Annotated in this window: 21 protein-coding genes; 9 read left to right on the top strand and 12 right to left on the bottom strand. The window is 74.4% G+C overall.

Features of this window, described 5'->3' with window-relative positions; all coding sequences use genetic code 11:
• Positions 1 to 72: 72 nt before the first annotated feature.
• A complete protein-coding gene (locus IE217_RS06845; protein WP_190176810.1) occupies positions 73 to 762 on the bottom strand; it encodes an Rv1733c family protein in 690 nt (229 codons plus the stop codon).
• Positions 763 to 1036: 274 nt separating this feature from the next.
• Here IE217_RS06845 and IE217_RS06850 point away from each other — a divergent pair, with 274 nt between their 5' ends.
• From IE217_RS06850 to IE217_RS06865, 4 genes are all read left to right on the top strand, one after another.
• Entirely contained in the window at positions 1037 to 2122 is a 1086-nt protein-coding gene (locus tag IE217_RS06850) for a WD40/YVTN/BNR-like repeat-containing protein (protein ID WP_190177026.1), read from the top strand.
• Positions 2123 to 2243: 121 nt separating this feature from the next.
• Positions 2244 to 2921: a uracil-DNA glycosylase gene (locus IE217_RS06855; RefSeq protein ID WP_190176811.1), complete on the top strand. Its 678-nt coding sequence runs from the start codon at positions 2244 to 2246 to the stop codon at positions 2919 to 2921.
• A complete protein-coding gene (locus IE217_RS06860; protein WP_190176812.1) occupies positions 2918 to 3910 on the top strand; it encodes an N-acetylglucosamine kinase in 993 nt (330 codons plus the stop codon). The genes IE217_RS06855 and IE217_RS06860 overlap by 4 nt, the downstream gene beginning before the upstream one ends.
• A 197-nt stretch (positions 3911 to 4107) precedes the next feature.
• The gene (locus IE217_RS06865; protein ID WP_190176813.1) at positions 4108 to 5031 is read left to right on the top strand and encodes a sirohydrochlorin chelatase; all 924 of its coding nucleotides are present in this window, start codon (positions 4108 to 4110) and stop codon (positions 5029 to 5031) included.
• 92 nt (positions 5032 to 5123) lie between these two features.
• Here IE217_RS06865 and IE217_RS06870 read toward each other — a convergent pair whose 3' ends face one another.
• Positions 5124 to 6161, bottom strand: a complete 1038-nt coding sequence (locus tag IE217_RS06870) for a lactonase family protein (protein WP_190176814.1) — start codon at positions 6159 to 6161, stop codon at positions 5124 to 5126.
• Between the two features lie 93 nt (positions 6162 to 6254).
• On the bottom strand, positions 6255 to 8321 hold the full coding sequence (locus IE217_RS06875) for an FUSC family protein (protein ID WP_229865076.1): 2067 nt from the start codon (positions 8319 to 8321) through the stop codon (positions 6255 to 6257).
• Positions 8322 to 8502: 181 nt separating this feature from the next.
• Here IE217_RS06875 and IE217_RS06880 point away from each other — a divergent pair, with 181 nt between their 5' ends.
• Complete coding sequence (locus IE217_RS06880) at positions 8503 to 8979, top strand: Lrp/AsnC family transcriptional regulator (RefSeq protein WP_190176815.1); 477 nt, start codon at positions 8503 to 8505, stop codon at positions 8977 to 8979.
• 88 nt (positions 8980 to 9067) lie between these two features.
• Here the strand turns inward: IE217_RS06880 and IE217_RS06885 are convergent, their stop codons facing one another.
• On the bottom strand, positions 9068 to 9889 hold the full coding sequence (locus tag IE217_RS06885) for a LysR family substrate-binding domain-containing protein (protein ID WP_190176816.1): 822 nt from the start codon (positions 9887 to 9889) through the stop codon (positions 9068 to 9070).
• A 59-nt stretch (positions 9890 to 9948) separates the two neighbouring features.
• Here IE217_RS06885 and IE217_RS06890 point away from each other — a divergent pair, with 59 nt between their 5' ends.
• Positions 9949 to 10353 (top strand): DUF5997 family protein, encoded by a 405-nt coding sequence (locus tag IE217_RS06890; RefSeq protein WP_190176817.1) that lies wholly within the window; start codon positions 9949 to 9951, stop codon positions 10351 to 10353.
• A 54-nt stretch (positions 10354 to 10407) separates the two neighbouring features.
• On the opposite strand, the gene IE217_RS06895 is transcribed toward IE217_RS06890, so the two are convergent.
• Genes IE217_RS06895 through IE217_RS06910 form a run of 4 tightly spaced genes read right to left on the bottom strand, consistent with a single transcriptional unit; the run spans position 10408 to position 15404 of the window.
• Positions 10408 to 11667, bottom strand: coding sequence for an XdhC family protein (locus tag IE217_RS06895; protein ID WP_190176818.1), 1260 nt, complete (start codon positions 11665 to 11667; stop codon positions 10408 to 10410).
• A complete protein-coding gene (locus IE217_RS06900; RefSeq protein WP_190176819.1) occupies positions 11660 to 13813 on the bottom strand; it encodes a xanthine dehydrogenase family protein molybdopterin-binding subunit in 2154 nt (717 codons plus the stop codon). Before IE217_RS06900 ends, IE217_RS06895 begins: the two co-directional genes overlap by 8 nt.
• The gene (locus IE217_RS06905) at positions 13810 to 14802 is read right to left on the bottom strand and encodes an FAD binding domain-containing protein (protein ID WP_190176820.1); all 993 of its coding nucleotides are present in this window, start codon (positions 14800 to 14802) and stop codon (positions 13810 to 13812) included. Before IE217_RS06905 ends, IE217_RS06900 begins: the two co-directional genes overlap by 4 nt.
• The gene (locus IE217_RS06910) at positions 14799 to 15404 is read right to left on the bottom strand and encodes a 2Fe-2S iron-sulfur cluster-binding protein (protein ID WP_190176821.1); all 606 of its coding nucleotides are present in this window, start codon (positions 15402 to 15404) and stop codon (positions 14799 to 14801) included. Before IE217_RS06910 ends, IE217_RS06905 begins: the two co-directional genes overlap by 4 nt.
• A gap of 254 nt (positions 15405 to 15658) precedes the next feature.
• Here IE217_RS06910 and IE217_RS06915 point away from each other — a divergent pair, with 254 nt between their 5' ends.
• On the top strand, positions 15659 to 16300 hold the full coding sequence (locus tag IE217_RS06915; protein ID WP_190176822.1) for a TetR/AcrR family transcriptional regulator: 642 nt from the start codon (positions 15659 to 15661) through the stop codon (positions 16298 to 16300).
• Positions 16297 to 17139, top strand: a complete 843-nt coding sequence (locus IE217_RS06920; RefSeq protein WP_190176823.1) for a patatin-like phospholipase family protein — start codon at positions 16297 to 16299, stop codon at positions 17137 to 17139. The genes IE217_RS06915 and IE217_RS06920 overlap by 4 nt, the downstream gene beginning before the upstream one ends.
• Before the next feature lie 31 nt (positions 17140 to 17170).
• On the opposite strand, the gene IE217_RS06925 is transcribed toward IE217_RS06920, so the two are convergent.
• From IE217_RS06925 to IE217_RS06940, 4 genes are all read right to left on the bottom strand, one after another.
• On the bottom strand, positions 17171 to 18130 hold the full coding sequence (locus tag IE217_RS06925; protein WP_190176824.1) for a dihydrodipicolinate synthase family protein: 960 nt from the start codon (positions 18128 to 18130) through the stop codon (positions 17171 to 17173).
• 123 nt (positions 18131 to 18253) lie between these two features.
• On the bottom strand, positions 18254 to 19714 hold the full coding sequence (locus tag IE217_RS06930) for an exo-alpha-sialidase (RefSeq protein WP_190176825.1): 1461 nt from the start codon (positions 19712 to 19714) through the stop codon (positions 18254 to 18256).
• Positions 19715 to 19739: 25 nt separating this feature from the next.
• Positions 19740 to 20753 (bottom strand): acetylxylan esterase, encoded by a 1014-nt coding sequence (locus tag IE217_RS06935; RefSeq protein WP_190176826.1) that lies wholly within the window; start codon positions 20751 to 20753, stop codon positions 19740 to 19742.
• A 129-nt stretch (positions 20754 to 20882) separates the two neighbouring features.
• Positions 20883 to 21677: a FadR/GntR family transcriptional regulator gene (locus tag IE217_RS06940; protein WP_229865077.1), complete on the bottom strand. Its 795-nt coding sequence runs from the start codon at positions 21675 to 21677 to the stop codon at positions 20883 to 20885.
• Between the two features lie 141 nt (positions 21678 to 21818).
• On the opposite strand from IE217_RS06940, the gene IE217_RS06945 reads away from it, so the two are divergent.
• A complete protein-coding gene (locus IE217_RS06945; RefSeq protein WP_229865078.1) occupies positions 21819 to 23414 on the top strand; it encodes an ABC transporter substrate-binding protein in 1596 nt (531 codons plus the stop codon).
• Positions 23415 to 23463 lie beyond the last annotated feature (49 nt).

Here is a 23463-nt window from a genome sequence, read left to right on the forward strand (position 1 = left end):
CCCGGGAGGGCGCGTCAGGGGCGTGCGATACGGGCGTTCCGCGCCGGGCGGCGGGCGCTCCTTCCGTGGGGCTCACCAGGTCTTGCGGCTCCAGGTGGGGCCGAAGTCGGTCCACTCGGTGTCCCACTGGTCCAGGCGCCGCCGCTCCAGACGGCCGCGTACGACGCGGCCGGCCACGAAGGGGACGGCGGCGGCGCTCACACCCACCAGGGCCCCGATCATGACGGCCCGGGTGTGGGCCTGGGCCGCGGTCGCGGGCCGGGTCACCAGCCGGCCGCCGGAGTCGGTCCAGACGGTGACCGGGGTGCCGACCGCGCTCCCGGGCCTCACCCGGGCCTGACCGGTGTGCGGGGTGCCGTCCTGGCCGGTCCAGCGGACCTCCGTCCACACCCTCGGGCCGCCGCCGTCGCTCGCGGTGTTCATGGCGTCCACGGCGTTCGGATCGTCGACCTCGCCGCCGGTGCCCACGCCACTGCCGTCGCCCACCGGCCGCCCGCCGCCGTTCGCCGTGCCGGCCGCGGCCGACCCTGAGGAGCCCGGCGCCTGCCGGATCACCAGTGCCACCGCGGGCCGCCAGTCGAGGCGTTCGCGCGCCAGCCCGTGCTCCACGCCGCGGCTCGCGGTCCACCCGGCGAGGACCCCGGCGAGGACGGTGACGACCCAGGCGCCGAGCAGCGCCCAGGCCTCCACCGTGTCGGCGCGGCGTTTGAGCGGATTGCGGCGCCACCGCCACAGCCACACCTTCGGACCACGGAACGCCATCGAGGGCTTCCTCCTCACGCGCACTCGGACATGCCTGACCGCCATCCCATACGGGGCGCGGCTCCCCCGTGCTCACGACGAGTTCCCCGCCCGGGCGGTCCCATGGGTGACCGGCGGGTTCCGCGCGGTGCCGCGCAGGGGCCGGGCGGCAGCCCGACGGCGCCGTTCTGACCTGGGCGGACGCCGTCGCGGGGGTGACTGTCAGTGGTGGGGTGCAGACTGGCCGGTGTCCAGGACAAAGGTGTCCGGACGCATCGTCGCGGAGGTGATCGGCATGACCGAGGTACTGCTCGCCGTGGGCACCCGAAAGGGCCTGTTCATCGGGCGCAGGCGGGGCGGCTCCTGGGAGTTCGACGACAGTCCCTACTTCAACGCACAGGCCGTGTACTCGGTCGCCGTCGACACCCGCGGCGGCACCACACGCCTGCTGGCCGGCGGCGACAGCTCGCACTGGGGGCCGTCGGTGTTCCACTCCGACGACCTCGGCCGCACCTGGACGGAGCCCGCCCAGCCTGCCGTGAAGTTCCCCAAGGACACGGGCGCCTCGCTGGAGCGGGTCTGGCAACTGCACCCGGCGGCCGCCGAACCGGACGTGGTCTACGCGGGCACGGAGCCGGCCGCGCTGTACCGCTCGGAGGACCGCGGCGAGAGCTTCGAACTGGTCCGCCCGCTGTGGGAGCACCCCACCCGCTCCAAGTGGGTGCCGGGCGGCGGCGGTGAGGGCCTGCACACGGTGGTGACGGACCGGCGCGACCCCGGCGCGGTCACGGTCGCCGTCTCCACCGCCGGGGTGTTCCGCACGTCGGACGGCGGCGCGAGCTGGACGCCCTCCAACTCGGGGGTGTCGGCGGTGTTCCTGCCGGATCCCAACCCGGAGTTCGGCCAGTGCGTGCACAAGGTCGCCCAGGACTCGGTCAACCCCGACCGGCTGTACCTGCAGAACCACTGGGGGGTCTACCGCAGCGACGACAAGGGCACGCACTGGACGGACATCGGCGAGGGGCTGCCGTCGACGTTCGGCTTCGCCGCGGCCGCGCATCCGCACCGCGGGGACACGGCGTACGTGTTCCCGATCACTGCCGACGCCGACCGCGTACCCGCCGGCCACCGGTGCCGTGTCTTCCGCACCACGGACGCCGGCGAGAGCTGGGAGCCCCTGACGGCCGGCCTGCCGCAGGAGGACCACTACGGCACGGTGCTGCGCGACGCCCTGTGCACCGACGACGCCGACCCGGCCGGCGTGTACTTCGGCAACCGCAACGGCGAGGTGTACGCGTCGGCGGACGACGGCGACAGCTGGCAGCAGCTCGCCTCGCACCTGCCGGACGTCCTGTGCGTGCGCGCGGCGGTGATCGGTTGAGTTCCACCCCAACTCGGAAGCAGAAAGGACCCGTTCACCCCCGCCCGCGGTCCGGTCGTCCCCCGACGGCCTTCGGCCACCGCGTGATCGCCCTGCCGTGCACGGCAGTAGGGTGACGCCCGTGGCACCACGACCCCTGCATGAAATCGTCGAACCGGGCTGGGCGAAGGCCCTCGAACCCGTCGCCGACCGGATCGCGCGCATGGGCGACTTCCTGCGCGCGGAGATCGCGGCGGGACGCACCTACCTGCCGGCCGGTCCGAACGTCCTGCGCGCCTTCCAGCAGCCCTTCGACGACGTACGCGTCCTGATCGTCGGCCAGGACCCGTACCCGACCCCGGGCCACGCGGTGGGACTGTCCTTCTCGGTCGCGCCCGAGGTCCGTCCGCTGCCCGGAAGCCTCATCAACATCTACCGGGAGCTGCACGCCGACCTGGGGCTGCCCCAGCCGTCGAGCGGCGACCTGACGCCCTGGACGGAGCAGGGCGTCCTGCTGCTCAACAGGGCGCTCACCACGGCCCCGCGCAAGCCGGGCGCCCACCGCGGCAAGGGCTGGGAGGAGGTCACCGAGCAGGCCATACGAGCCCTGGCGGCGCGCGGCAAGCCGCTGGTGTCGATCCTGTGGGGGCGTGACGCGCGCAATCTGCGCCCGCTGCTCGGCGACCTGCCGTCGGTGGAGTCCGCGCACCCCTCCCCCATGTCGGCCGACCGCGGTTTCTTCGGCTCCCGTCCGTTCAGCCGCGCCAACGACCTGCTGATCCGGCAGGGAGGGAAGCCGGTGGACTGGCGTCTGCCGTGACGGGGTCCGCGGGGGCGGAGGCGTCCGGTTTCCTCGCGGTGGACTCGGGCGGTTCCGGGATGCGCGTGGTCGTCGGCGTGCCCGGGCGCGGGGCGCTGGCGCGGGGCTCCGCCGACGAACCGGTGCGCACCGGTGCGCGGGGCATCGAACCGGGTCACCTCATGGAGCAACTGGTGCCCCTGGCGCGGGCGCTGGCCGCGGAGGCCGGGGTGGGACGGCTGGAGACGGCCGTGGTCGGCGCCGCCGGGTTCGCGACCCTGGGCGACGGCCTGCGCGCCGAGCTGCCCGGCGCCCTGGCGCGGGACCTGGGCGTACGCACGGTCGCGCTCGTCGCCGACGCGGTCAGCGCCTACACCGGCGCCCTGGGGCCCCGGCCCGGCGCGGTGATCGCCGCCGGGACCGGTGCGATCGCCATCGGCACCGATCTGGCGGGCTGGCGCCGTGCCGACGGCTGGGGTCATCTGCTGGGCGACTGCGGCAGCGGCGCCTGGATCGGGCGGGCGGGCCTGGAGGCCGCGCTGCGCGCGCACGACGGGCGGGACGGCGGTTCGGCGGCGCTGCTGGCCTGCGCCGAGGAGATGTTCGGGCCGATGCCGGGCCTGCCCGGCCGGCTCTACCCGCGCTCCGACCGCGCGGCCGTACTGGCCTCCTTCGCGCCCCGCGTGGCGGCCTGCGCGGCCGGGGACGCGGTGGCCGCCGGGGTGCTGCGCGCGGCGGCCCGGCACATGGCCGAGGCCGCGGCCGCGGTGTGCCCGCCCTCCGGCGAGCCTCGGATCGCCCTCACCGGTGGCCTGTTCAAACTCGGCGCGTCCCTGCTCGTCCCGCTGGAGAAGGAGCTGGGCGAACGCCTGCCGCACGCGCGGCGGGTGACGGCCGAGGGCGATCCCCTGCACGGCGCGGTGCGGATCGCGACCGATCTGTCCCGGGGTGTCCTGGCTCTGCCGGCCGACGAACGGATGCTTTTCGTCCCGTCGCCACAAGGGGATTGATGCCCCCGCGTCCCGATGTTTCGGGCGACGGGGGGACAAGTCCGCGCATGCGCGGGGTGAGTTGTCACTTCAGGTCCGATTGCACACCTCGATCAGTTCGAATCGGCACGTAACCCATCAGACAAAACAGGACGGATACCGCTCACCTGCACCCTCCCCGAACAGGGGAACCCCCGAAGCCAGTAACATGCGGCGCCATGAGCTCCCCCACTGGGCCCGCGTCCGGCCTGCCAGTACGAATGCCGCGCCCCCGCCAGCCCGGACGGCACCGCCGACCCGAACCGCTGGCGGCTCCCGAGGGCGCGCCCGCGCTCGTCCTCGCGGTGCCGGGCACGCCCACCGCCGCCACGCGCAGTCTCGCCGAGGAGGTCGTGAGCATCGCCCGCTCCGAGCTGCCCGGCCTCGACGCCCGGATCGGGTACCTCGACGGGGGCGACGGGGAGTTCCCGGCGCTGCAGACCGTGCTCTCGCGCGCGGCCGACGAGCGGACCGCCCGCTACGAGCAGGCGCTCGCCGCGGGTACGGAGGTCAAGGAGCCGGACGGCCCCGTCGCGGTCGTCGTGCCGCTGCTGGCCGGTCCGGACAGCGCGCTGCTGCGCCGTGTGCGCCAGGCCGTCATGGACAGCCGGGTCGCCGCCGAGCTGACCGACGTCCTCGGCCCGCACCCGCTGCTCGCCGAGGCGCTGCACGTGCGCCTGTCGGAGGCGGGTCTGGCCCGCGCCGACCGGGCCCGTCTGTTCACCGTGGCTACCGCCGCGGACGGCATCATCCTCGCGTCGGTCGGCGGTGAGGAGGCGGTGCAGGCGGCCGGGATCACCGGCATGCTGCTCGCCGCCCGCCTCGCCGTGCCGGTGATGGCGGCGGCCCTCGACCAGGAGGGTTCGATCTCGTCGGTCGCCGAGCAGCTGCGTTCGTCCGGTTCGCAGCAGCTGGCGCTGGCGCCGTACCTGATCGGCCCGGAGATCGAGGCCGAGCTGGTCGAGTCCGCGGCCAAGGAGGCGGGCTGCGCCGCCGCGGGGGCGCTCGGCGCCTACCCGGCGATCGGCAAGCTGGCGCTGGCCAAGTACACGACCTCGCTGGGCATCGCCCCGCAGCAGGCTCAGGGCACGCCGGTCCTCTGACCGGTTCTCGTACGCACGAAGGGCCCGCTCCCGTCAGCAGACGGGGCGGGTCCTTCGGCATACCGGAAGGTTTCGGCGCGGACGGCGGACGCTCAGCCCAGGACCACGCAGGACGCCGCCGGCACGCCGACCGCGCCGACCCGTTCGGGCAGGCCCGTGCTCGGGTCCACGGCGAACCAGGTCACGTCCCCCGAGCGCTCGTTGGCGACGTACAGGAAACCGCCGGACAGGGTCAGCGCGCGCGGCCAGTCGCCGCCGCACGGGACGGTGCCCAGCGGCCGCAGCCGTTCCCCGTCCGCCTCGACGGCGAACGCGGACAGCACGTTCTCGCCGCGGGTCGCGACCCATACGAAGCGTCCGTCGGGGGCCACGGCGATGCCCGAGGGGTAGGCGTCCCCGGCCGGGGCGGCGGGCAGCACCGGCGTCTCGGCCAGCGGTCTGAGTGAGCCGGCCTCGCCGTCCCAGTGGCAGACGGTGACGGTGGGCGTGAGCTCGTTGACGACGTAGGCGTGCCGGCCGGCCGGGTGGAAGGCCAGGTGGCGGGGGCCGGAGCCGGGGCGCAGCGCGATCTCCCGGTGCAGGGCGAGCGCTCCGCCCTCCAGGCCGCACACCCGTACCGAGTCCGTGCCCAGGTCGACGCTGACGGCCCAGCGGCCCGCCGGGTCGGGCTGCACCTGGTGGGCGTGCGGTTCGCGCTGGCGTTTCTCGTGGGGGCCGGAGCCGGTGTGCCACAGGATGCCCGAGGGCGCGTGGGCGAGGCGTCCGTCGGCGCGGATCGGGACCGCGCTGACGCTGCCGGAGCCGTAGTTGGCGGTCAGGACGTGGCCGTCCAGCAGGCTGAGGTGGGTGGGGCCGCCGCCGACGCGGACGGGCGGGCCGGCGAGTTCGAGGGCTCCGTCCTTCACCCGGTATGCGGCCACCGCGCCCTCCGTGGTCTCGCTGACCGCGTAGAGCGTCCCGCCGTCCGGCGAGAGGGCCAGGTAGGAGGGGTCCCGCACGTCGTCGGCGGCGCTGAGCAGGGTGAGGGAGCCGTCGGGCTCCGCGACCGCGGCGGTGACGACACCGGGGCCGCCCGCCGCGGTGAACGACCCGATGAAGGCCCGCCGCTCCCGTCTCCCGCCGTCCACCACCGCTGTCCCCTCTCGGTCGACCCGTCGGGCTGACGGTAGCAGTCGATCAGCTGCGGTCTAGACCAAGCATGGCACGGCGGCTCACGCGGCGCCTCACGCGCCGACCAACGGCGAACCGGACGGCGCCCGCAACGGCGCGGCCAGTTCGGCCAGGGCCCGCTCCAGCCCGTGCAGGTGAGCGAGCGCGGCACCGGCGAGGGGGCGACGTGCGGCGACACCGGCGACGGGGTGCGAGGCGGCGGCACCGGCGGCAGGATGCCGGGTTTCGGCGACACCGGCGACGGGGTGCGAGGCGGCGGCACCGGTGGCGGGGTGCGAGGCGGCGACACCGGTGGCGGGGTGCGGGGCGGCGGCACCGGTGGCGGGGTGCGAGGCGGCGGCACCGGCGGCAGGATGCCGGGTTTCGGCGACACCGGTGGCGGGGTGCGGGGCGGCGGCACCGGCGGCAGGATGCCGGGTTTCGGCGACACCGGTGGCGGGGTGCGGGGCGGCGGCACCGGCGGCACCGGCGGCACCGGCGGCAGCGTGCCAGGTCTCGGCGCCACCGCCGACAGGGCGCGGGGTGGCGTCAGCGCCAGCGGTGGAGGGCCGGGAGGTGGCATCGGTGACAGGGTGCCGGGCCGCGGCGGCACCGGAGGCAGGAGGCCGGGTGGCGCCCGCCGTGGAGGGCCGGGCCGCAGCGGAGGGGCTGGCCCCGGCAGGGAGCCGGCCCGCACCAGCGCCCGCGACACCAAGCCGTGAGGCGGCGGCAGCCGCGAGCGCCGTTGGCTCGGTGGCTGCCGACTTCTCGGCGTCGCCGGAGCGCTCCTGGGCGAGGAGGGCCGTCACCGCCGTCTCGACGCGGGCGCACGCGGCGGCAAGGCGGGCGTCGTGGGAGGCCTCCGGGTCTGCGGCGACGGCGACCAGGCCGTGGATCTCGCGGGCGCAGTCGTCGAGCAGGGCGAGCACGCGGCGGGCGCGGCGCTTGCGGCCGGACAGCGGGTTGAGCGGGTGCACCAGCGGGGCGACGGAGAGCCGTACCCGCCCCAGTATCTGCTCGAGTTCCGCCACCCCGGGTGCCGGGTCGGCGTCCGGGACGCCGGCGAGCCGGGCGGAGGCCTCGGCGGTGCAGGCGTGCACGCAGCGCAGGGCGCGCTGGATCCAGGCGTCGGTGACGGCGTGGGTGGTGACGGGCAGCACGAACAGCACGGCGAGCCAGGCGCCGAGCGCGCCGACCGCCGTCTCCCCGAGCCTGAGCGCGAGCAGGCCCGGGGTGAGCACGCCAAGGAGCCCGTAGAGCGACTCGGCCAGCACGGTGACCCAGAGCATCATCCAGGTGTAGGACACGGCGGCCGTGTAGAAGATCCCGAACACGCTCGCGGCCACGAGTGCGAGAGTGGGCAGCGCGGCGCCGTGCAGCGGGGCGACGACCAGCACGCCGAGGCCGATGCCTATGACGGTGCCGAGGACCCGGCGGAACCCTCGGACCAGGGTCTCGCCGCGCGAGGCGGTGTTCACGAAGATCCACCAGGTGGCCCCGACGGCCCAGTACCAGCGCTGCCCCGACACCAGCTGGCCGGCGACGAGGGCGAAGCCGGCGCCCGCAGTCGCCTGGACGGCCTGCCGGGTGGTCACCCGGGCCAGCCCGCTGCCGCCGGGCGCGCTGGGCACGGCCGCCGGGGGCAGACGGCGCTCGTAGCACCACAGACCGAAGCGCACCGCGGCCGCACTGAGCACCGACAGCACGACGGCGGCGGACAGTTCGGGCAGCTGCCCGGCCGTGGCGTGCAGGAACTGCGCCACGAAGAAGGTCATGAACGCGAACACGCCGAGACTGTGACCGCGCGGCCCCCAGCGCCGCGCGTACACGCCCGCGCCGACCACGGCGAGGAAGGTGAAGTCGCGGAGCACGGGGTGGGCGTGCAGCTCCGCCGCGGCGGCCAGCACCGGCAGTCCCGCCACCGGGAGCAGCGCGGTGGTGACCGCCTGCCCGCGCACCGTCGGGTCGGTGACCGTGAAGAGGGCGAGCAGCGCGGCGAGCCCGCCGGTGACGGCGCCCACGAGGGAGTGCCCGGCCGCCCCGCAGACGGCGACCGCCAGGCCGATGCCGAGTACGGCCCGCGCGGCGAAGCGCAGCCGCGCCCGCCCCGGGTCCGGAGCCACGAACACCCTCTTCAGCACTGAGTACCGCCCCCTTCGACGCCCGCGTCGCCGATCCCGGCATGAAAAAGGCGCCACGGAGGTCCGCAGCGCCATCGACGGGTACATGAGAGCATCACGAGTGCCGTCGGCTCAAGCGGATCCCTTCGCGGTGGGCCATTGGCCCAGCCATGGGCCGTGAGCCATTGGTACTGTTCGGGCCATGGCCGTGGACCAACTCGACACCCGCATCCTGCGACTGCTGCTGGAGCAGCCGCGCACCAGCATCCGTGAGTACGCCCGCATCCTGGGCGTCGCCCGCGGCACGCTCCAGGCGCGTCTGGACCGCCTGGAGCGGGACGGCGTGATCACCGGCACCGCCCCCGCCCTCTCCCCCGCCGCGCTCGGCCACCCGGTCCTGGCGTTCGTGCACATCGAGGTCACCCAGGGGCATCTGGACGACGTCGGGGACGCGCTCGCCGCCGTACCGGAGATCGTCGAGGCCTTCTCGATCACCGGCGGCGGCGATCTGCTCACCCGCGTGGTCGCGCGCGACAACGCGCACCTGGAGGACGTGATCCAGAAGCTGATCAGCATGCCCGGCGTGGTCCGCACCCGCACCGAGGTGGCGCTGCGCGAGCGGGTCCCGCACCGGCTGCTGCCGCTGGTGGAGTCGATCGGGCGTACGGCGGGAAAGTGACGGGCCGGCGGCCCCCCGCACCACCCGCCGCGACCGCCACCCCGGCCACCGCCGGACCGCCGGACCGCCGGACCGCCGCGAGGATCCCTTACGACCGTCGGCGCGGCTTGCCGCGCCTGGCGCCGGCGCCCGAAGCGCCGCCCGACCCGCTGCCGGAGCGGCCCTGCTGCTGACGGCCCCCGCGACCGGCCGCGCGGCCGGCTCCCGTGCGCCCGCCCCCGCCCCCGCCGCCTCCGCTTCCGCGGTCCGTGGTGCGGCCCTTCTTCCGGGCCTCGGGCTGGGCCTGGGCCTGCGGCTGGGGCCGGCCGCGGGTGCTGTTGACCGTCCGGCCGCGCACGATCCCGATGAAGTCCTCGACCAGATCGGTGTGCGCCGCCTCCGGCCAGGCCAGCGCGACAGCGGACTGGGGTGCGTCGGTGACGGGCCGGTAGGTGAGGTCCCGGCGGTGGTACAGGCGGGCCAGCGACTGGGGGACGACCAGCAGGCCCACGCCGGCCGCGACGAGTTCGACCGCGTCCTCCGTGGTGGCGGGCCGTTCGAAGGCCGGCTCGCCGGGCGGGGTGTCCCAGCCGAGGACGTCGTCGAGGGGATGGAAGACCACCTCGTCGGCCAGGTCCTCGACGGACACCTCGTCGGCCGCCGTGATCACGTGGTCCTTGGGCACGACCACCACCGTGGTCTCGGTGTAGAGGGGGATCGCGCTGAAGAACGTACGGTCCACCGGGAGGCGGACGATCCCCGCGTCCGCCGCGCCCTCGCGCAGCGCACCGTGCGCCTCGGCGGCGGGCAGCTGGAGGAGGGTGAGGGGGACGTCGGGCAGGCGCTCGTTCCAGATCCGCCCCCACTTGGCGGGCGTCACCCCGGGGACGTACGCGAGCCGGAAGGAGGGGGAGGGTTCCGAGCCTGTCACGCGGGCCAGGTTACCCGGCGTGGTCGGAGCGGGTGCCGGCGGTCGATAGTCTGGACACCATGAAGTCGCACCAGACCGCCCAGACGATGAAGCCCGCGACCGCGGCGAAGAAGCTGGGTGTGTACCTGCCCGCCACGCCCGCGGAGTTCCAGGAGGGCGTGGTCTCGCGCGCGGAGCTCGACGCACTCCAGGCCGACCCGCCCGAGTGGCTGCGGGAACTGCGGCGCGAGGGCCCGCACCCGCGCCCGGTGGTCGCGGCCAAGCTGGGCGTGTCCATCGCCGGTCTCGCCCGGGGCGGAGTCACCGAGCCGCTCACCACCGAGCAGATCGAGGCGCTCAAGCAGGACCGGCCCGAGTGGCTGGAGAAGGAGCGTGCCACTCAGGCCGAGGTCCGCAAGGAGGCGGCGCGGCTGAAGCAGCGGGACGCCGAACGCGCCGCGCGCGACGACGACCCGCGCCGCTGACCCACCCTGGCGGGCCGGCGCCCTCCCCTTCACGCGTGCAGCGTCCCGGGCCGTTCAGGCCGCCCGGGTGCTCCGCCGGGCCCGGCCGTCCCGGTGGATGGGGGCGTCCGAGCCGGTCAGCGGGACGCCGGTTCCGCCGTGCCGGGTCGCGACGATCTCCGCCGCGATCGACAGAGCGGTCTCCTCAGGGGTACGGGCGCCCAGGTCCAGGCCGATCGGCGACCTGAGCCTGGACAGCTCCCGCTCGCCCAGCCCGGCCTCGCGCAGCCGCCGCTCACGGTCCTCGTGGGTGCGGCGCGAGCCCATCGCCCCGACGAACGCGGCCGGCATCCGCAGCGCCGCCTCCAGCAGGGGCACGTCGAACTTGGCGTCGTGGGTCAGCACGCACAGCACGGTGCGCGCGTCGGTCGCGGTGCCGCGCAGATAGCGGTGCGGCCAGTCGACCACGACCTCGTCCGCGTCGGGGAAGCGCGTCCGGGTGGCGAAGACGGGACGGGCGTCGCACACCGTCACGTGGTAGCCGAGGAACTTGCCCACCCGCACGAGCGCGGCGGCGAAGTCGACGGCCCCGAAGACGATCATCCTGGGCGGCGGCACGTTGGCCTCCACGAGGAGCGTGAGGCCGTCGGGGCAGTGCGAGCCGTCCTCGGACAGCTCCAGCGTGCCGGTGCGGCCCGCGTCCAGCATCGCCCTGGCCTCGGCCGCGGCCGTGCGGTCCAGCTCCGGGTGCGCACCGAAACCACCGTCGTAGGGCCGGCCGCCGCCGTCATACGGCCTGTCGCCGCCGTCGTACGGTCGGACCCCGCCGTCATCCTGCCTGTCGCCGCCGTCGTACGGCCTTCCCCCTCCGTCGTATGAGTTGCCGCCGCTGCCGTCCGGCCGTACGAGCAGCGCCGCGCCCAGCAGGCCGGCCGGTCCCCGGACCACCCGGGCCAGGGCCGCCGGCTCGTGCCGGACCGCCGCCGACAGGGCCTCCTTGAGCACCGCCCTGACAGGGGCCGCCGCGGTGACCGGGGTGACCATGACCTCGATGACCCCGCCACAGGTCAGGCCGACGGCGAAGGCGTCCTCGTCGCTGTACCCGAAGCGCTCGACTACGGTCCGGCCGTCCTGGAGGGCCTGGGCGCACAGGTCGTACACCGCCCCTTCCACGCAGCCGCCGGAGACCGAGCCGATCGCCGTGCCCCCGGCGTCGACCGCGAGGGCGGCGCCGGGACCGCGCGGGGCGCTGCCGCCGACCCAGACGACGGTGGCGACGGCGAAGTCCCGTCCCTCCTCGATCCAGCCGTGCAGTTCCGCCGCGATGTCAAGCATGCGGCGCCTTCTCCGCCGCCGCCCTCAGCACGCGGTCGGGGCGGATGGGCAGGTCGCGGTGGCGTGCGCCGGTGGCGTGCCAGACGGCGTTGGCGACCGCGGCCGCGGCTCCGACGATGCCGATCTCGCCGACGCCCTTGATGCCGACCGGGTCGTCCGGATCGTGGTCCTCGATCCAGTCGGCCTCGATGTCCTGCACGTCGGCGTTGGTGGCGACGTGGTAGCCCGCGAGGTCGGCGCCGTAGTGGCCGCCCGTGGCGCGGTCGCGGACCGCCTCCTCGTGCAGGGCCATGGAGATGCCCCACACCATGCCGCCGACGAGCTGGTTGCGCGCGGTGAGCGGGTTGACGATGCGGCCGGCCGCGAAGATGCCGAGCATCCGCCGCACCCGCACCTCGCCGGTGGTGAGGTCGACGGCGACCTCGGCGAACTGCGCGCCGTAGGAGTGCCGTTCCTTGCGCGCGAGGGCTCCGACGGCCGCGGTGGTGTCGGACCGTACGGTGATGCCCTCGGGCGGGATGTCGGCGCCCAGCGCGAGACGTTCGCGCAGTTCGGCGGCGGCGGTGTTGACCGCCCAGGCCCAGGAGCGGGTGCCCATGGAGCCGCCGGCGATCATCGCCGGCCCGAAGTCGCTGTCCCCGATGCGCACCCGGACCCGGTCCGTCGTCACGCCCAGCGCGTCGGCGGCGATCAGGGTGAGCGCGGTGCGGGCCCCGGTGCCGATGTCCGCGGCGGCGATCCGCACGGTGAACGTGCCGTCCGCCTCGGCGGTCAGCACCGCGGTGGACGGCCCGGCCCCCGCGCCGAACGAGGCGGCCGCCGTGCCGGTGCCGAGCAGCCAGCGGCCGTCGCGGCGCACCCCGGGGCGCGGGTCGCGGCCGGCCCAGCCGAACCGGCGGGCGCCCTCGCGGAAGCAGGCGGCGAGGTTGCGGCTGCTGAACGGCAGCCCGGAGACGGGGCCGCGCTCGGGTTCGTTGCGCAGCCGCAGCTCGATCGGGTCGAGCCCGCACTTCACGGCGAGTTCGTCGAGCGCGCACTCCATGGCGAACGAGCCCGGTGCCTCGCCCGGCGCGCGCATGAAGGTCGGGGTCGGCAGGTCCAGGCGTACGACCTGGTTGGCGGTGTGGTGCGCGTCGGCGTCGTACATCACGCGGGAGTGGCCGGCGCTCGGCTCGACGAAGTCGTGCACGGTGGAGGTGAGGCTGAGGGAGCGGTGCTCCAGCGCGCGCAGCCGTCCGTCGGCGTCCGCGCCGAGCCGGACGCGCTGGGCGGTGGGGCTGCGGTAGCCGGCCAGCGAGAACATCTGACGGCGCGTCATGACGACCCGCACGGGGCGTCGCAGGACGGTCGCGGCCATCACGGCGGCCACCTGGTGGGCGCGCACGCCCTTGCTGCCGAAGCCGCCGCCGACGTGTTCGGAGCGCACCCGCACGGCACTCGGCTCCAGTGAGAACATCTTCGCGAGTTCGCCGACCACCCAGGTGGCGCCCTGGTTGGAGTCGAAGACCTCGAGCCGTCCGCCGTCCCAGAGGGCCGTCACGGCGTGCGGCTCCATCATGCTGTGGTGCTCTTCGGGGGTGGTGTACTCGGCGTCCACTACGGCGGCGGACGCGGCGAGTTCGGCTTCCAGGTCGCCCTTCCCGGTCACCGCGGGCATGTGGCCGTCGAGGCCGACGGCGTCGGGCCGCCCGGAGTGGAAGTCGATGTCGTGGGGCTGCTGTTCGTAGTCCACGACGAGCGACTCGGCGGCCTCCCTGGCCTGTTCGGGGGTCTCGGCGACGACCAGGGCGACCGGCCAGCCCATGCTGGGCACGCGGTCGTGCTGGAAGACGGTGCAGGTGGGGTCCGGTCGCGTGCCGAGCATCCCGATGTAGTCGGTTTCGAGGCGCGGGGCGTTGCCGTGGTGCAGGACGGCGAGCACGCCCGGCATGGCGAGCACCGCGTCGGTGTCGATGGAGCGGATGCGGCCGCGGGCCACGGTGGACACGGCCAGCCAGCCGTGGGCGAGGCCGGCGAAGGGGATCTCGCCGGCGTAGCGGGCGGCTCCGGTCACCTTCTCCACGCCCTCCACGCGGGTGTGCGCGGTGCCGACGGCGCCGGCCGGGGGCGTGGCCGCCGCCGTGGAGCGGGGGGCTGCGGTGGTCATCGGGCGGCCTCCTCGGCGAGTTCGGTGCACACGGCCACGATGAGATTGCGCATCAGGGTCACCTTGTAGGCGTTGTCGGGCAGCGGCTTCGCGGCCGCCAGTTCGGCGTCGGCCGCGGCGGCGAAGGACGCGGCGTCGGCGGGGGCTCCGGTCAGGGCCGTCTCGGCCGCCCGGGCCCGCCACGGCCGGGAGGCGACCGCGCCGAGGGCCAGGCGTGCCTCGCGCACGACGCCGTCCCTGACGTCGAGCGCGGCGGCGACCGAGCCGATCGCGAAGGCGTACGAGGCGCGCTCGCGGACCTTGCGGTAGCGGGAGCGGGCGGCGACGGGGGCGGGCGGCAGGGTCAGGTGGGTGATCAGCGCCCCGGCCGGCAGGGCGGTCTCCCGGTGCGGGGTGTCGCCCACGGGCAGGTAGAAGTCCGCGAGCGGCAACTCGCCGGTCCCCTCGGCGGTCTGGTAAGACACGACGGCGTCGAAGGCGGTCAGCGCGACCCCCATGTCCGAGGGGTGCACGGCCACGCAGTGCCCGGAGGCGCCGAGGATGGCGTGGTTGTGGTGCTCGCCCTCGATGGCGGGGCAACCGCTACCGGGTGCGCGCTTGTTGCACGCCTTGGTCACGTCGGTAAAGTAGCCGCAGCGGGTGCGCTGGAGCAGATTGCCGCCGACCGTGGCCATGTTGCGCAGCTGCCCGGAGGCGCCCGCCAGCACCGCCTGTGTCAACGCCGGGTAGGCGCGCCGGACTTCGGGGTGGGCGGCGAGGTCGCTGTTGGTGACGGTGGCGCCGATGCGCAGACCGCCGTCGCCGGTGGACTCGATGGCGTCCAGGGGCAGTTCGCGTACGTCGACGAGGCGGGCGGGCCGTTCCACGCCGGACTTCATCAGGTCGACGAGGTTGGTGCCGCCGCCGAGGAAACGGGCGTCCGGATCGGCGCCGAGCAGTGCTACGGCGCCGGGGACGTCGTGGGCCTTGTGGTAGCCGAACTCCCTCATGCGGCAGCCTCCTTGTCCTTCTCTTCCTGCGTGTCCCCCGCGGCGGAGGCCGTCGCGGGGGGGCCGGCGGCCCGGCCGCTCCGGGCGGCCCGGGCGACCGCCTGGACGATCGACGTGTAGGCGCCGCAGCGGCACAGGTTGCCGCTCATGCGCTCCCGGATCTCCTCCGGGGTGAGGGGTGGCGGTCCCGCCTCGGGCCGTACGTCGTCGGTGACGGCGCTCGGCCAGCCGGCCGCGTGCTCCTCGATCACCGCGACGGCCGAACAGATCTGCCCGGGCGTGCAGTAGCCGCACTGGTATCCGTCGAGGTCGAGGAAGGCCTGCTGGACGGGGTGCAGTTCGTCGCCCTCGGCCATGCCCTCGATGGTGGTGATCTGACGGTCCTCCGCGGCGACCGCGAACTGGAGACAGGACACGGCCCGGCGGCCGTCGACCAGCACCGTGCACGCGCCGCACTGCCCCTGGTCGCAGCCCTTCTTGGTACCGGTCATTTCCAGCCGTTCGCGCAGGGCGTCGAGCAGGGTGGTGCGGTGGTCGACGGACAGCGTGTGCTTCTCGCCGTTGATGTTCAAGGTGATGGCGCTGGACGTCGATGGGTCCATGATCAGCTTCTTTCGCGTATCCGAAAACGTCGAGCGGACGGCCTGACAGCGGGACGAACCGGGAAGGACGGGACGAGAGAGGTCGAAGACGGAAGCTCGGTGGCAGCGAGGGAAGTGCCGCACATGGCGGAAAAGCGCTGCCCACCACTATGGTGGAGGCAAAACGGACAGGTGTCCGTTGTTCAGAAATCTACCGGACAGCTGTCCGCTTAGCAAGACCGGGCCGGGCCTCCGGGCCCCCGCGAGGAGGACGAGTGCGGTACGAGAAGGATGCCCGGACGCCGCTGCGCTCGGACGCCCAGCGCAATCGCGAACGCATCCTCGAGGTGGCGCTGACCGAGCTCACCCGCTGCGCGGCCACCCCGCTGAGCGTCATCGCCAAGAAGGCCGGCGTCGGTCAGGGCACCTTCTACCGCAACTTCCCCAACCGCGAGTCGCTCGTCCTGGAGATCTACCGCCACGAAATGCGGCAGGTCGCCGACAGCGCGGCCGAGCTGCTGCGGTCGAGGGAGCCCGAGCGGGCGCTGCGCGAGTGGATGGACCACCTGGCCCGGTTCGCCATGACCAAGGCGGGCCTGGCGGACGCCATCCGCCAGGCCACCGGCTCCCCGGGCAGCCCCGCCAAGCCCGGTCACACGCCTCTGACCTCGGCGGCCGACCTCCTGCTCCGCGCCAACGAGGAGGCCGGCACCATCCGCCCCGGTGTGACCGCGGAGGACTTCGTCCTCGCCATCGCCGGCCTCTGGCAGCTCGACCCCCACGGCGACTGGCAGGCCCAGGCGGCCCGGCTGCTGGACCTGGTCATGGACGGTCTGCGCGCCAACGCGCCCGGCCGGCGGGCGGACGACGGTACCGGGGCAGATCACAGGGCGGCGGGCACGGAGGAGCCGGAATGACTGAGGCGCTGGTGCTCGGCGGCGGCGGTGTCGGGGGCATCGCGTGGATCACCGGACTGCTGGCGGGACTCGCGGACGCGGGACGGGACGTGACCGGCGCCGACGTGATCGTCGGCACCTCCGCCGGCTCCGCCGTGGCCGCCCAGCTGGGCAGCGGTCTCGGCCTGGAGGAGCTGTACGCCCGGCAGGTCGAGCCCGCGCTGCAGGCCCACGAGATCATGGCCGAGATGGACCTGGAGGCGTTCGCCGCGGAGCTCGGCCTCGTCATGGGCAGCGGGGCCACCGTTCCCCAACTGCGGCGTGCGATGGGGAAGTTCGCGCTCGGGGCTAAGACCGTGCCCGAGGGCGAGCGGCGCGCGGTGATCGAGTCGCGGCTGCCGGTCCACGACTGGCCCGCGCGGACGCTGCGCATCGTGGCGGTGGACGCGGAGAGCGGCGAGCCCCGGGTGTTCGACCACACCAGCGGGGTCGGCCTGGTCGACGCCGTCGCGGCGAGCTGCGCGGTCCCGGGCGTGTGGCCGCCGGTGACCGTCGGGGGACGCCGCTACATCGACGGCGGCGTGCGCTCCATGGCCAACGCCGACTACGCCGAGGGGGCTTCGCGCGTGCTGGTGATCGTGCCCATGGGCGCGGCGGAGCCCTTCCCGAGCGACAGCCCGCTGGAGCAGTCGGTCCGTGAACTGCGGGCGCGGGGCGCCGAGGTCGCGGTGGTCGAGCCGGACGAGGCGTCGCGGGCCGCCGTGGGCGACAACCCCCTGGATCCGGCCACCCGCGCGCCGGCCGCCCGGGCCGGGCGCGCGCAGGGGCGCGCCCTGACCCTCACGTGGACGGGCGACTGAGACCGCCGGCCGTCGCGGACTTCGGTGGGCGCTACCCGGCCGGGAGGAGTCCGGCGGCGCGCAGCCGCCGCTCCACGAGGGCGATCGCCGCGCCGTCCAGCTGGATCTGAGGAGCCGCGGTGGTGCCGTGCGCGAAGATCCCGAGCAGGCGCAGCGCGTGCTTGAACGCGCCCATGGCCGAGGAGTTGCGGCCCATCTCGCCTTCCGGGCCCGCGTCGACCATGCCGAACAGCTCGGTGAGCCGCGCCTGTTCGGCCACGGCGGCGTCCAGGTCGCCGGCGCGTACGGCGTCGTAGAGGCGTACGTATCCGCCCGGGTCGACGTTGCCCAGGCCGGGTACCACGCCGTCGGCGCCGGCCAGCAGGGCGGCGTCCACGGTCAGTTCGGACCCGGTGAGCACGCTGAAGGCGGGCGCGGGGCCGTCGGCGCGGCCGTCGCGTCCGCCGAGTTCGAGCAGGAGCCGGCGCAGGGAGCCCTCGTCGCCGCTGCTGTCCTTCAGGCCGGCGAGCGTGCCGTCCTCGGCGAGCTCGCGCACCAGGCCGGTGGAGAGCTTGCTGTGCACCGAGACGGGCAGGTCGTAGGCGTACAGGGGGAGTTCGGCCCGCTCGCGGAGGATGCGGAAGTGACGCGTGATCTCGCGGGGGTGGGTGCGGGCGTAGAAGGGCGCGGTCGCCACCAGGGCGTCGGCGCCCGCCTTGCGGGCGTTGTCCGCGTGGACGAGCACCCGGGGCGTGGTCATGTCGATGACGCCGGCCAGCACGGGGACGCGCCCGGCGACCGCGTCGACCACCGTCTCCAGGGCCACGGCCCGCTGCCGGTCGGTGAGGAAGGCGACCTCGCTGCTGGAGCCCAGGGCGAACAGCCCGTGCACTCCCCCGCCGAGGAGGTGCTCGACATGCCGGGTGAGCGAGGCGGTGTCGACCTCGCCCGCCGGGTCGAGCGGGGTGCAGACGGGCGGCACGACGCCGCGCAGGGGCTGGGGCGAGGACATGCTGTCTCCTGGGCTGTGCGGATGGTGGTGCGGGCGGGCGCGAGGGGAACCGGCCGCCCGCTGTGGGGTGGGCGGGCGGCCGGCGTTCGGGTCACGGCACGGTGGGCGGGCGTCCCGTGCCGGTCAGGGCGTCGTGACGGTGAGCGTCGCCTCGCCGTACGAGTGTTGGGTGCCGCGCACCTCGTACGTCGCCGTCGTCGCCACGGCGCCCGCGGTCGCGCCGGCCGGGACGGTGACGGGGACCTTGACGTTCGCGCCCTGGCCGGGGTCGAGGGCGGGCACGGTGACGGCCGGGGCGCTCCAGCCCCCGGGCAGCTTCAGTGAGACCGTGCCCGCGGGGAGCCGCACGTCGTTCTGGCTGACGACGCGGACGGTGACGTCGGTGGTGCTTCCCGCCGTCAGGGCGGCCGGCGGGGTGACGGTGACGGGCGCGCAGACGCCGCCGAGCCACTTGAGGTCGAAGGAGGAGTAGGTGATGTGCCGGTAGCCGTCCCGCTCCCACAGCAGCCCGACCCGCGGGTCGCCACCCGTGCCGTCGCTGAGCGGCGTGAGCGTGGAGTAGGCGGCCGAGCCGGACTCCACGGTCCTGCGCACCGGCCAGTTCTGCCCGTTGTCGCACGAGAGCCGGACGGTGAGGTTGCTGCGGCCGCTGGTGGTGGCGGTGTTGCTGAACATCAGCCAGGAGGCGCGCGGGTGGGAGGCGGCCACGTCGGGCGCGAAGCGGGCGATGGAGCCGTTGTTGCCGGGGTCGGGCAGTTCGGTGTCCTGCTGCAGGGGCGTGTAGGTGACGCCGCCGTCGCTGGAGTAGGCGACCTTGCGGTAGGGCGCGGAGCGGCTGTTGAGCATGATCCGGCCGTCGGACAGCTCGACGGTCTTGTTCTCGTCGGCGCCGGGTCCGACCGGGGTGCCCGTCCGCCACGTGGCGCCGTGGTCGTCGCTGTAGGCGCTGACCGCGTAGTTGGCGCCGTTCTGACGGAGGGCGTACTGCTGGATCAGGCGGCCCTTGTAGGGGCCGTGGCGCAGCTGGATGCCCTCGCCCGAGGCCGCGAACATGCCGCCCCAGGCGGGGTTCTTGATCTGGGCGGTGATCCGCTCGTGCCGCCAGGTGACGCCGTCGTCGTCGGAGTAGCTGTAGTCGGCCTGGAGGACGTCCGGGTCGCTCTCGTCGTTGCCGGTCGCCGAGCCGAGGAAGCCCTGGTTGACGGAGGCGGCGTAGAAGAGGAAGACGCGTCCGCTCTCGCGGTCGACGAGGAGGCTGGGGTCGCCGTAGCCGTTGGGCGCCGGGTCCTTGCGCACGACCTGCTGCGCCTGCCAGGTCGCCCCGCCGTCGGTGCTGCGGCGCAGGACGATCCCGATGTTGCCGGGCAGGTCGCCGAGGGTGGGGCGGGCGTCGTACGCGGCGAGCAGGGTGCCCTTGGTGGTGCGGGTCAGGGCGGGGATGCGGTAGTACGGGGAGCCGGTGCCCGCGGTGGCGATGTCCTGGGAGGTGAGGGTGCCGGCGGTGGCGCCGTGGGCGCCGGTCGTGGTGGCGGCGACGACGGCGAGGGCCGCGGCGACGGTGGCCAGGGTGACTCTTCGCTGCATGAACGGGCCTCTTCTCGGGAGGGGGTCAGGCGAGCCGGAAAGCGGAGGGCGTGGTGCGCGCGTCGGGGTGGGGTCCGGCGAGCAACTCGCGTACCCAGGTGAGCTGTTCGCGCCGGTGGTGGGCGCCGCCGCTCTCGTGGCCGTTGAACTCGTAGACGCGCAGGTCCTTGGGGCCGCCGTAGCGGTGGTAGGCGGCGAAGCAGGTGGAGGGCGGGCAGACGTCGTCCATCATGGCGATGGAGAAGAGGGCCGGCGCGGTGGCGCGCGAGGCCAGCACCGCGGCGTCGACGTGGGCGAGCGTGGCGAAGACCTGCTCGGCACGGTCGCGGTGCAGGCTCAGGTACTCCGCGAGCTCGGTGTACGGCGGTGCGCCCGCGATCGTCGCCCCGCGCCGGATGTCGCACAGGAACGGGGCGTCGGGCATCACTCCGGCGAGGCCCGGGGTCAGCGCGGCCACCGCCAGCGCGATGCCGCCGCCCTGGCTGTGGCCGGTGACGACGATCCGGTCCGGGTCGACGGCCGGGTGCTCGCGCGCGGCCTCGACGAAGCGCACGGCGTCGGTGAACACCCGCCGGTAGTAGTGCTCTTGGGGGCTTTCGACGCCTCGCGTGAGGAAGCCGGGCACGGTGCCGGACAGGGCGGCGGTGTCGGGGGTGTCCCCGGGGGCGGCGGACCAGCCCTGGCCGCGCGTGTCCATGATGAAGTGCGCGTAGCCCGCGTTCGCCCAGAGCACCTGCTCGTTGGGCAGCCCGCGGCCGCGCCCGTAGCCGAGGAACTCCACCACGCAGCCGAGCGGCCCGCTCACCCCGGTGGGCAGGTGCAGCCAGCCCCGGACGGGTTCGCCGGCGAAGCCCGGCACGGTCACGTCGTAGGTCGTCACCCGGGTCAGACCGGTGTCCACGGGCGTGAAGCGGGGTGCTCCCGCGTGCGCCCGGGCCTCCCGCAGGGTCCGGGCCCAGAAGGCGTCGAGGCCGGTGGGCTCGGCGAGTTGGGGCCGCAGTGCGAGGCACTCGGCGAGGGTGAGGTCCGTCTGTGGCATGAAGGGGCCCCGGTCGGTGTGGCGTGCGCGCGGCGCAGCGCGGGGATACGGGAGGGGGTCGGTGGACGCGAGTGAGGTCGACCCGACAAATCAGGGAGTCAGACGTCTGACGTCCGTTGTCCAGGGACCCTAGAGATCGCGGCGACGGCCGTCAAGCGCCTCGGCACGCTGGGCCCGCGCCTCGGCGACCCGGCGGCGCACCGGCGCGTAGTGGTCGGTCAGGGCCGCCGCGAAGTCGCCGGCGTCCCGGTCCCGCAGCGCGGCGACGATGCGCTGGTGGTTGGCGATGGTGGCGGCCTCGTGCTCGTGCGTGAAGACGTCGAGGTGCGGCGCGACGATGACGTAGACGTCCCAGAAGGCCGCGGACAGCTGCCCGATGAGGTCGTTGCCGAGCGGTGCGACGAGGAGGGTGTGGAACTCGCGGTCGGCCTCGACGAAGCCCTTCCCCTCCCCGCCGCCCGCCCTGCGCATCTCCTCGACGAGTTCCGCCAGGCGGTCGATCCGCTTGCCGTCGAGGGACGCCACGAGCCGCGCGGCCATGCTCCGTTCGAACAACTCGCGCACCTCGACGAGGTCGGTCATCACCTGGAAGTCGTCGTCCGGGCTGAGCAGGCCCCGGAAGGTCAGGCTCTCCACCAGGGCGGACAGGCTCAGCCGTCCCACATAGGTGCCGTGACCGTGCCGCACCTCGACGATGTCGAGGGCGGTGAGGATCCTGATCGCCTCGCGGACGCTGGAGCGGCTCGCGCCGAGCGCCTCGCACAGGGCGGGCTCGCTCGGCAGCGGGTCACCCGGGCGCAGCTTGTTGCGCAGGATGTAGGCCTTGATCCCGTCCACGACCTCCTGGCGCAGCGGCTGCCGCACCGATCCGGGCTCCCGTGCCGCACGCCGGACCGCTCCCGCCGCCTCTTGACCCACCGCCACCTCTTGACCCCTCTCCATTGCCGGGCTACGTTCCCACGCTATCAAGCATCAGACATCAGACGTCTGATGCACGGTCGACGAGGTGCCGACCACCTCCGCCTCCCCCGCTCGACCAGTCCCGTCTCCCGCTTGGAGGACTCCTTGTCCGCGCGCAGTGCAGCCGGCGTCGACCGCCGCACCTTCCTGAGACTCGCCAGCGCCATCGGTGTCGCGACCGCCGTCACCACGGGCTTGACGGCCTGCGGCGGTCCGGCCTCCGGCGGGGACGGCGCCGGCGGCTCCGGCAGCGGCGCCGGCGTCATCGAGGCCGGCCTGTCCTACCCGCTCTCCACCGGCTTCGACCCGATGATCACCTCGGGCGCGACCCCGTACGCGGCCAACATGCACATCTTCGAGGGCCTGGTGGACCTCGACCCGGTCACCCTCGTGGCCCGGCCGACGCTGGCCACGGAGATGCCCAAGAAGATCAACGCGACCACCTACCGGGCCACCCTGCGCAAGGGCGCCACCTTCCACGACGGCTCACCGGTCACCGCGGACGACGTGGTGTTCAGCTTCGAACGCGTCCTCGACCCGAAGAACGCCTCGCTGATGGCGCAGTTCGTGCCGTTCATCGACAAGGTCACCGCGGTCGGCGCGTCGACGGTCGAGTTCCGGCTGAAGTACCCCTTCGCCCTGTTCCCCTCGCGCGTCTCCGTGGTGCGCATCGTGCCCAGGAAGATCGCCGGCGCCGACCCCAAGGCCTTCGACACCAAGCCGGTCGGCTCGGGCCCCTACCGCTTCGTGCAGGCGGTGCGCGAGGACAAGATCGTCATGCAGGCCTACGACAAGTACAACGGCCCGCACCCGGCCAAGGCCAAGAAGATGGTCTGGCACCTGATCTCCGACCCGTCCGCGCGCGTCAGCGCCCTCCAGTCCGGCCGCGTGCAGGCCATCGAGGACGTCCCCTACATCGACGTCAAGGGCTTCACCGGCAAGGACAAGGTCGAGTCCGTCCAGTCCTTCGGGCTGCTCTTCCTCATGTTCAACTGCGCCGACAAGCGCTTCGCGGACAAGCGGGTGCGCCAGGCGCTGCACTACGCGCTCGACACCGAGAAGATCATCTCCACCGCGCTGCTGGGCAACGCCGCGCCCGCCACCGGCTATCTGCCGGCCACCCACCCCGACTACCACAAGGCCGCCACGGTCTACGGACACGACCCCGCCAAGGCCAGGAAGCTGCTCGCCGACGCCGGGGTGGGCAAGCTCTCCTTCACGCTGCTGCTCACCGACAACGGCTGGGTCAAGGACATCGCGCCGCTGATCAAGGAGAGCTGGGCGGCGGCCGGCATCGACGCCCGGCTCGACATCCAGCAGTCCGCCGCCCAGTACGCCAAGATCGACAAGGGCGGCTTCGACGTCCTGGCCGCACCCGGCGACCCCTCCGTCTTCGGCAACGACGCCGACCTGCTGCTGCGCTGGTTCTACTACGGATTCTGGCCCGAGAAGCGCTACGGCTGGACCGGTTCCGCCGCGTACAAGCAGACCAAGTCACTGCTGGACAAGGCCGCCGCGGAGGGCGACGCGGCCCGGCGCAAGGAGCTGTGGGGCAAGGTCACCGACCTGGTCGCCGAGGAGGCCGCGCTGTACCCGGTGCTGCACCGCAAGCTGCCCACCGCCTGGCGCGAGGGCGCGCTGACCGGGTTCAGGCCGCTGCCCACCACCGGGCTCTCCTTCATCGACGTCGGCCGCGCCTGACCCGTACCGGCCGTGGGGCCGCCGCCACCGCACCACTGCTCCGGTACGC

This window comes from Streptomyces naganishii JCM 4654 (assembly GCF_014650575.1).
Lineage (GTDB): Bacteria > Actinomycetota > Actinomycetes > Streptomycetales > Streptomycetaceae > Streptomyces > Streptomyces naganishii.

Bases quoted from the DNA above. Each gene is read 5' to 3' on its own strand.
- IE217_RS06845 (WP_190176810.1), bottom strand. From the start codon at position 762: ATGGCGTTCCGTGGTCCGAAGGTGTGGCTGTGGCGGTGGCGCCGCAAT.
- IE217_RS06865 (WP_190176813.1), top strand. From the start codon at position 4,108: ATGAGCTCCCCCACTGGGCCCGCGTCCGGCCTGCCAGTACGAATGCCG.
- IE217_RS06905 (WP_190176820.1), bottom strand. From the start codon at position 14,802: ATGAGGGAGTTCGGCTACCACAAGGCCCACGACGTCCCCGGCGCCGTA.
- IE217_RS06930 (WP_190176825.1), bottom strand. From the start codon at position 19,714: ATGCAGCGAAGAGTCACCCTGGCCACCGTCGCCGCGGCCCTCGCCGTC.
- IE217_RS06920 (WP_190176823.1), top strand. From the start codon at position 16,297: ATGACTGAGGCGCTGGTGCTCGGCGGCGGCGGTGTCGGGGGCATCGCG.
- IE217_RS06880 (WP_190176815.1), top strand. From the start codon at position 8,503: ATGGCCGTGGACCAACTCGACACCCGCATCCTGCGACTGCTGCTGGAG.
- IE217_RS06890 (WP_190176817.1), top strand. From the start codon at position 9,949: ATGAAGTCGCACCAGACCGCCCAGACGATGAAGCCCGCGACCGCGGCG.
- IE217_RS06935 (WP_190176826.1), bottom strand. From the start codon at position 20,753: ATGCCACAGACGGACCTCACCCTCGCCGAGTGCCTCGCACTGCGGCCC.
- IE217_RS06895 (WP_190176818.1), bottom strand. From the start codon at position 11,667: ATGCTTGACATCGCGGCGGAACTGCACGGCTGGATCGAGGAGGGACGG.
- IE217_RS06925 (WP_190176824.1), bottom strand. From the start codon at position 18,130: ATGTCCTCGCCCCAGCCCCTGCGCGGCGTCGTGCCGCCCGTCTGCACC.
- IE217_RS06900 (WP_190176819.1), bottom strand. From the start codon at position 13,813: ATGACCACCGCAGCCCCCCGCTCCACGGCGGCGGCCACGCCCCCGGCC.
- IE217_RS06850 (WP_190177026.1), top strand. From the start codon at position 1,037: ATGACCGAGGTACTGCTCGCCGTGGGCACCCGAAAGGGCCTGTTCATC.
- IE217_RS06910 (WP_190176821.1), bottom strand. From the start codon at position 15,404: ATGGACCCATCGACGTCCAGCGCCATCACCTTGAACATCAACGGCGAG.